Here is a 6,501-nt window from a genome sequence, read left to right as displayed (position 1 = left end):
CAAGTGGGGCTGGGGCGCGACGGGCGGATTGGCCTTCATGCTGGACGTCCTGGAGCCGCGCTTCGCGCGCGACTTCGACTCCGACCTGGGCGTCAACCACAGCTACATCTTCGCCGAGTACACCTATGCGGATGTGGACAACTTCGGCGGGCCGGGGCTGAACCTGTCGAACCGGCGCTGGATGTTCGGACTGGCGCTGGACTACTAAGCGGCTCATGCCGCTCATTCCGCGCCGCCCCGGGTCTCTTGTCGCACTCCTTCTGATGACGGTCGCCGTGGGCCCCTGGGCCTCTGGCTGCCGTCGCGCGGTGCGGCCGGACCTGGGGCAGGACCGGACGGTGGAAGCGGGCGTGCCGGTGGACCTCGGCTCGCAGCGCGAGGACGCCACCGCCGTCACCTGGGACTTCGGTGACGGCAGCGACGCCCAGACGGCGCCGTGGGTGTCCCACGCTTTCTCCCGAGCAGGCGCCTATACCGTGCGCGCCCTGCACGAGGGCGAGGAGGTCGGCCGCGTCCAGTTGACGGTGGTGCCTCGGCCCGTGTTGCGCGCGGTGCCCTCCAGCGCGCGCACCGTCATGTGGTTGCCCGAGCTGCGGGGCCACGTGGACTCGTTGATGGACTTCTACGCGCGGCTCGTGGGGCCGGAGAACGCGCGGCGGGCCGTGGAGTCATCCCCGCTGCTGCCGCTGCTCTTCACGGACCTGGAGAACGGCGCCGGCTCGGTGGTGGACCCCGACGAGGGCTTCGGCTTCTTCCTGCTCCCGGAGTTCGACGGCGTCGTGACGCTGCTGGGCATCACGGAGCCAGAGGCGGCCTTGAATGCCGTTGCCGGTGAGCTGGAGCGGGCGGGGCACGGCGTGATGCCGCAGCCGGACGGCTCCGCCACCGTGGAGCCCGCGTCAGGCGGGCCCCCGATGTTGCTCTTCGAGGACCGAGGCTACCTCTATCTCGCCGTACCGGAGGGGCTGGAGGAGCCCGACGAGGGTGAGGCTCAGCAGTCGCGGGTGCTGGCCATTCCCGACGCGGAAGTGGCCCGCCAGGCGGTGCGAAGCCTCACGGGGCCGGGCATCTCCGAGGACGCGCTCCTGACCGAGCTGCGCGGGAAGGTGGCGAGCGGCAGCATGTACCTCTTCTCCGGGAAGCAGCCCGGAGTGGCGCCGGATGAAGAAGGCACCCACCCGATTCGCGGCTTCGCCGCGTCGCTGGCGGTGAAGCCGGAGCGGGTGGACCTGGATGGCTTCCTGTCCTCCTCGACGCCGTTGTTCCAGGGCGCCCGCGCGCCCGCGTCGGCGTTGCTGAAGGACGCGGAGCTGGGGCCCATCGCCGCGGCGCAGATTTCCGTGCCGCCCGAGGAGCTGGCTCGGCTGGTGTTCGGTGCGCCGGGCTCCGAGCGCCGCGAGCGCATGGTGGCGTCCTGGCGCCGTGAGGGACTGGATGTGGAGGCGTTGCTCAAGGCGCTGCGCGGCGACGTGGTGCTGCGCGCGTACTTCGACATCCCGGCCTTCTTCCGCAACTTCATCCGGAACAAGCGGCCCGACATCAAGGGCTCCATCGTGTTCGAAGCGGGGCTGACGGAGTCGGAGCCCGTGCGGGCGCTCGTGCAAAAGCAACTGGAAGACTCCGTGTTGCGCTACACGACGCAGCAGGAGGCGAATGGCACGCTCTTCCGGACGAGGATTCGAGAGCAGCCGGTGGAGCTGCGCATCACGCCCGAGCGCGCCAGCCTGCTGGCGGGGGAGCTGCTGCAGGGCCGTCCTCGAGGAGACGTGGGCGCCGAGCTGCGGGAGCGCTTCGGTGGTGAGGCCTTCAGCTCGGGCCACGTGTCGGTGATGGTGGACCTGGGCCGGCTGCGCGCGGACCTGCGCGCGGCGGAGAGGGTGCCCGGAGTGCCCAATATGTTGCTTGGGGCGACGAAGGCGCTTTCGGGGGCGCTGTTGGATCGGATGACGCCGCTGGACTCGGGCTTCCTCGACTTCAGCCCGGTGGAGGGCGGGGGCCGGCTCAAGGGACGCCTGTCCTTGCGCGTGGAGCAGGAGGCTTCGCGTTGAGCGGGGGCAAGGCGGACGCAGGGAACGTGCGCATCACCGTCCTCTATTTCGCCGCGGCTCGCGAGCGCACCGGGCAGGTGCGTGAGTCCCTGGACTTGCCCGAGGGCTCGCAGGTGCGGGACGTGTTGCGGCTGCTGAGCGCGAAGTACGCGGCGCTGGCGCCACTCCTGCCGCACCTTCGTGTGGCCGTGGACCAGGAGTTCGTCGGTCCGGATTCCCCGGTGCGGGGTGGGGCGGAGCTGGCGCTGATTCCCCCCGTGGCGGGAGGCGCACCTGGGAAGTTCCTGGTGGTGGACCGGCCCCTGCGGCTGGAAGAGGTGGTGGAGGCTGTCAGCGGGGAGTCATACGGCGGGCTGGTGACGTTCAGCGGCTCCGTGCGCAACCAGACGAAGGGCCGCCGCGTGTTGCGCTTGGAGTACGAGGCCTACGCGCCCATGGCGGAGAAGAAGCTGGCGGAGATTGGCGCGGAGGCCGCGGAGCGGTTTCCCGGCGTGCGCTTGTCCATCATCCATCGCGTGGGAACGCTGGTGCCCGGCGAGCTGGCCGTCGTCATCGCCGCGGCGTCGCCGCACCGGAAGGAGGCGTTCGGTGGCTGCGAGTACGCCATCGAGCGGCTCAAGCAGGACGTCCCCATCTGGAAGAAGGAGTTCTTCGAGGATGGGGAGGTCTGGGTCGGCCTGGGGCCCTGAAGCGCCGCTTCAGCGGACGCGCAGGAAGGCGGGGACCGTGACGTCGTCGCCGCCGTCGGGCTGCATGCCGAGCTCTTCCTCCGTGAGCGGACGCAGTGGCGTGTCCAGGCCCATGGCCTTGCGGCGCGCGGCTTCCTTGTCGGCGGCCATCTTCATGGCGCGGACCTTGGATTCCTCGATGCGCTGGGGCGTGGGGCCCGCGATGAGGAAGCCCACGGGAAGGCTGAGGAAGAGGATGCTCACGATGATGAGCCAGCCGAAGTCCTTCCACTGGAGCCGGTTGACCTGCTCCTTGACGACGGAGCCTTGGATGCGCAGCGAGAGCTCGCCTTCCGAGAGGCGAAGCGTCATGCCCTCCGCGAGCTCCACGGTCGTGCGTCCGTCGTGCTGGCGCAGGTCCGTCTGCGGCACGGCGGCATAGACGTTGCCTTGGATGGCGCGCTCGGCACGGGCAGCGGGCGGCAGGTGGATGCGCCAGCCCTGAGCGGTGCGCTCGGCGAGCAGGAACGGCTCTTCGGGCAGGGTAAAGCCGTAGAGCGGTAGCGGTGCCGTCTCGTCCGGGGCGGCGTGGACGTTCGAATGCTCCGGCCCATAGCTCCACGCCTCGGACAGATTGTTGCCCCAGTACAGCTCACAGAAGAGTCCACCGCCTGCCTTGGTGTTCATCGCGGGGGGAAGCATAGGGCCTTGCATGGCTCGCGGCTCCTTCATCGTCCAGGAGACGTCTTCCGAAAGACGGCCGACGCCCGGTTGGCCCCTGGACAGCCGGGAGGCGGGCAGGGTTCCGTCCCAGGCGGGAAAGATGGAAACCGCCGCCGCGCCGCGGGAGCAGGCCCCCGCGGCGCGGTTTGGGGGCGTTGGCTAGGGGGTCGTCAGGACGCGTTGTCGGCGCTGGAGGCGCTGAAGCGCCGTCAACGTCACCCCTGCCATCAGGGACGCGTATCCCACCAGGGGCCACGCCGTGTCGCCGTCCAGCAGGACGACCATCAGCGTGCCGAGGACGCCGACGATGAGGCTCTGGATGCAGAAGTAGAGCGCGACCGCCGTTCCCGCCACATCACCAAAGGCCTGGAGTGCGCCATTCGCGGTGACGGAGACGGAGAACACGATGCCGGCCGCGATGAGCCACATCGGCGCGACGAACGTCCAGAACGACGGCGTCGCCAGGAGCTGTCCGGCCGTCAGGAGCCCCGCCCCGAGCAGCAACATGCCCATGCCCCGCGTGAGGCTCCCCGCCAGCCCCCAGCTCCCCACGAAGCGCTTCGCGAAGCGGGTCGTCAGAATCATCGCGAGCGCGGCGGTGGCGAAAGCCAGGCTGAACCCGAGCTCGGAGAAGCCGGCCTGACCGATGAGCACCCGGGGCGCCGTGGAGAAGAACACGAAGAAGGAGCCCATGGCCGCGCTGAAGCCCAGGGTGTAGGTCCAGAACGCGGCGCTGCGCAGGATGTGCCGCATCGCGGGACGCGACTGGAGGCCCTGCTCCGGGCGCGTCTCGTGCCACCGCGGCAAGGCTTGCAGCAGCGCCGCAGTGGCCAGGACTCCGAGCGTGATGAAGATGGCTCGCCATCCCCAGCGCTGCATGAGCAGCGCCCCCGCGATGGGCCCGAGCGCGGGGACGAAGGCCAGCATGGCGCTGAACAGGCTGTAGAGGGTCGCGCTCTCGGGGCGCTCCGCATAGACATCGCGGACCGTCGCGAACGTGGCGACGAGGGCCGCGGATGCCCCCATCGCTTGGACGAGCCGAAGGCCGACGAACATCGCGGCATCCGAGGCCCCCGCGAGCAGGAAGGACGTGACCGCGAACAGGAGGGCGCCTGCCAGGAGCACTCGACGCCGGCCGATGCGGTCGGAGACCGGGCCAAACACCATCTGCCCGAGCCCGAGCACCACCATGTACAGGCTCAAGGTGAGCTGGACGATGGCGGGTGAGGTGTTGAGGATTCCGGGCATCGCCGGAACGACTGGCAGGTAGATGTCCATGGCCAGTGAGGCCAGGAGGTCGAAGGGCGCCATCAGCAACAGCGCTGCTGGCACAGCGTGATTCCACGACGGGGATTTGAAGTCAGGCACGATTGCATCCGCACAAATGAGGAACATCTGGCGGCGCTCTGCCTCTCCACGGGTACCGGGATGAGCTGGGGCAGATGGCCGCGGCAACGATTGACGTGTCGCCGCGGCTCACTCATCTGCGGATACGGTGCTTCCCATCTCGCTGGCTCCCATGCGGCGCGTCTGCGCCCGAAGGTCGGGGTTGGGTGTCGCAATCACGACGGTGCTGAACAACCGTCCGCCGTGACCGGACGGGACGTAGCCATCGAACCTTCCTGACATGAGGTGCCGCGCGCGCTGGCGGATGGCATGGCCGGCGGGGGCTGGCGCCGCGTGTGGCTGCTCCCCGTCCGTGGGGCCGGCGGGCGCGGCACCAGGGGCGACGCCGGGTGCTTTCTACGTCCCCGCGTCAGCTCCTGCCGCCGCTGAACCCGTCCTGGCAGGAAGGGGGCTGCTTCCTGTGCTCGCCGCGGTTGTCCCAGCAGGCCCGGCCCCCGTCGTCGTGTCCGCGGCGGCTGCCCCAGCAGGAGCGGCGCCCGCCGTGTCGCCTCCCTTCACCGGCGCGCCAGGCGCCTGAACAGGAGAGGGGGCCGTGCCCTTCGTGGAAGCCGGCGCCGCAGGCGACGGCTGTTCCGTCCCCGCATCCTGAGCCGGCGATTCCTCCATGCCGAACCGCGCCGGCAACGCGCGCCGAATCTCGGCGGTCGCCATCAAGACCACGGCCACGGCGATTCCCAGGAACCCCACCGTCTGCGCCGCCGTCTCCACGCGAGGGGGGATCCGCCGGCCGCTCGCCGCCTCGACCAGGAGCAGCACCACGCGGCCTCCATCCAGCCCAGGCACGGGCAGCAACGTCAACAGCGCCAGCACCACCGACGCGGCGACCAAGGTCCGCAGCAGGGCATCCGTCCCGGACGACATCGCGTCCGCGGACTCCTGCCGCACCAGCGCTCCGGGGCTCGCCGCGTCCGCGCTCTCCAGGCCGTGCTGCATCATCCGCTTCAACAGCGCCACGCCTTCCTCGGCCACCTTGACGGTGTGCGTGAACGAATGGCTCAGCGCCTCGCCCGCGCCGTGCTCCTTGTAGACGTACTGCTGGCTCACCCCGATGCGGCCCGTGCCCCGCTCATCCGGCCGGGGCCGCACCACCACCGAGCGCGCATCGCCGCCGCGCTCCACGCCCAACTCCAGCGGGACACCCGGCGCCGCGCCCACCTTCTCCACGAACTCCGACCAGCTCCGCAGCGGCTGTCCCGCGACATGGACGATGCGGTCCCCCGGGAGCAACTGCGCGCGCGCCGCCTCCGAGCCCGGCTGCACCGTCCCCACCGTCAGCGGCACCACCACGTGCGTGCCCGACGTGTACAGCGCGAACAGGACACCCAACGCGAGCGCATAGTTGGCCAGCGGCCCCGCCAGGATGATGAGGATGCGCAGCAGGGGGCCGCGCGAGGTGAAGCCCGCGGCCTCGTCGGCGTCCGCGCGGTGCGGGTTCATCCCCTGCAAGTGCGCCGTGGCGCCCAGGGGCACCGCCGCCACCACGTACTGCGTCCCCCACAGACGGAAGGACATCAGCGGTGGACCGAAACCGAACACGAAGCGGGGCACCCGCACACCGAGCAACCGCGCGGCGACGAGGTGCCCCAACTCGTGGAGGGTCAGCAGGCCTCCCAGGGCGAGCAGGACGAGCGCGTAATGCATCCTCCCGCGCCGCT

Annotated in this window: 6 protein-coding genes; 3 read left to right on the top strand and 3 right to left on the bottom strand. The window is 70.4% G+C overall.

What is annotated here, in order from left to right; all coding sequences use genetic code 11:
• The 3 genes from HNV26_RS27660 to HNV26_RS39060 all read left to right on the top strand — a co-directional run.
• Positions 1 to 208 (top strand): MXAN_2562 family outer membrane beta-barrel protein (locus HNV26_RS27660; protein ID WP_253817109.1); only part of this gene is annotated, 208 nt, incomplete at its 5' end.
• A gap of 7 nt (positions 209 to 215) precedes the next feature.
• Positions 216 to 2,048 (top strand): PKD domain-containing protein, encoded by a 1,833-nt coding sequence (locus HNV26_RS27655; protein WP_171440672.1) that lies wholly within the window; start codon positions 216 to 218, stop codon positions 2,046 to 2,048.
• A gap of 26 nt (positions 2,049 to 2,074) precedes the next feature.
• Positions 2,075 to 2,737 carry a molybdenum cofactor biosynthesis protein gene (locus tag HNV26_RS39060; protein WP_171440677.1) on the top strand — a complete coding sequence of 221 codons (663 nt, stop codon included), beginning with the start codon at positions 2,075 to 2,077 and terminating at the stop codon, positions 2,735 to 2,737.
• Between the two features lie 9 nt (positions 2,738 to 2,746).
• On the opposite strand, the gene HNV26_RS27645 is transcribed toward HNV26_RS39060, so the two are convergent.
• The 3 genes from HNV26_RS27645 to HNV26_RS27635 form a co-directional block, all read right to left on the bottom strand.
• Positions 2,747 to 3,430 carry a hypothetical protein gene (locus HNV26_RS27645; RefSeq protein ID WP_253817108.1) on the bottom strand — a complete coding sequence of 228 codons (684 nt, stop codon included), beginning with the start codon at positions 3,428 to 3,430 and terminating at the stop codon, positions 2,747 to 2,749.
• 168 nt (positions 3,431 to 3,598) lie between these two features.
• Complete coding sequence (gene cml / locus HNV26_RS27640) at positions 3,599 to 4,834, bottom strand: CmlA/FloR family chloramphenicol efflux MFS transporter (protein ID WP_216612774.1); 1,236 nt, start codon at positions 4,832 to 4,834, stop codon at positions 3,599 to 3,601.
• Between the two features lie 348 nt (positions 4,835 to 5,182).
• A complete protein-coding gene (locus HNV26_RS27635; protein WP_253817107.1) occupies positions 5,183 to 6,487 on the bottom strand; it encodes a M50 family metallopeptidase in 1,305 nt (434 codons plus the stop codon).
• Between the last annotated feature and the right edge of the window lie 14 nt (positions 6,488 to 6,501).

This window comes from Myxococcus xanthus (assembly GCF_013116825.1).
Lineage (GTDB): Bacteria > Myxococcota > Myxococcia > Myxococcales > Myxococcaceae > Myxococcus > Myxococcus xanthus_B.
The sequence above is the reverse complement of the archived record's forward strand: the minus strand, read 5'-3'. Positions and strand labels throughout refer to the sequence as shown.

What these genes read in the sequence shown, in the direction of transcription:
- HNV26_RS27645 (WP_253817108.1), bottom strand. Translation starts at nt 3,430, where the DNA reads ATGCAAGGCCCTATGCTTCCCCCCGCGATGAACACCAAGGCAGGCGGT.
- HNV26_RS27635 (WP_253817107.1), bottom strand. Translation starts at nt 6,487, where the DNA reads ATGCATTACGCGCTCGTCCTGCTCGCCCTGGGAGGCCTGCTGACCCTC.
- HNV26_RS27655 (WP_171440672.1), top strand. Translation starts at nt 216, where the DNA reads ATGCCGCTCATTCCGCGCCGCCCCGGGTCTCTTGTCGCACTCCTTCTG.
- cml (WP_216612774.1), bottom strand. Translation starts at nt 4,834, where the DNA reads ATGTTCCTCATTTGTGCGGATGCAATCGTGCCTGACTTCAAATCCCCG.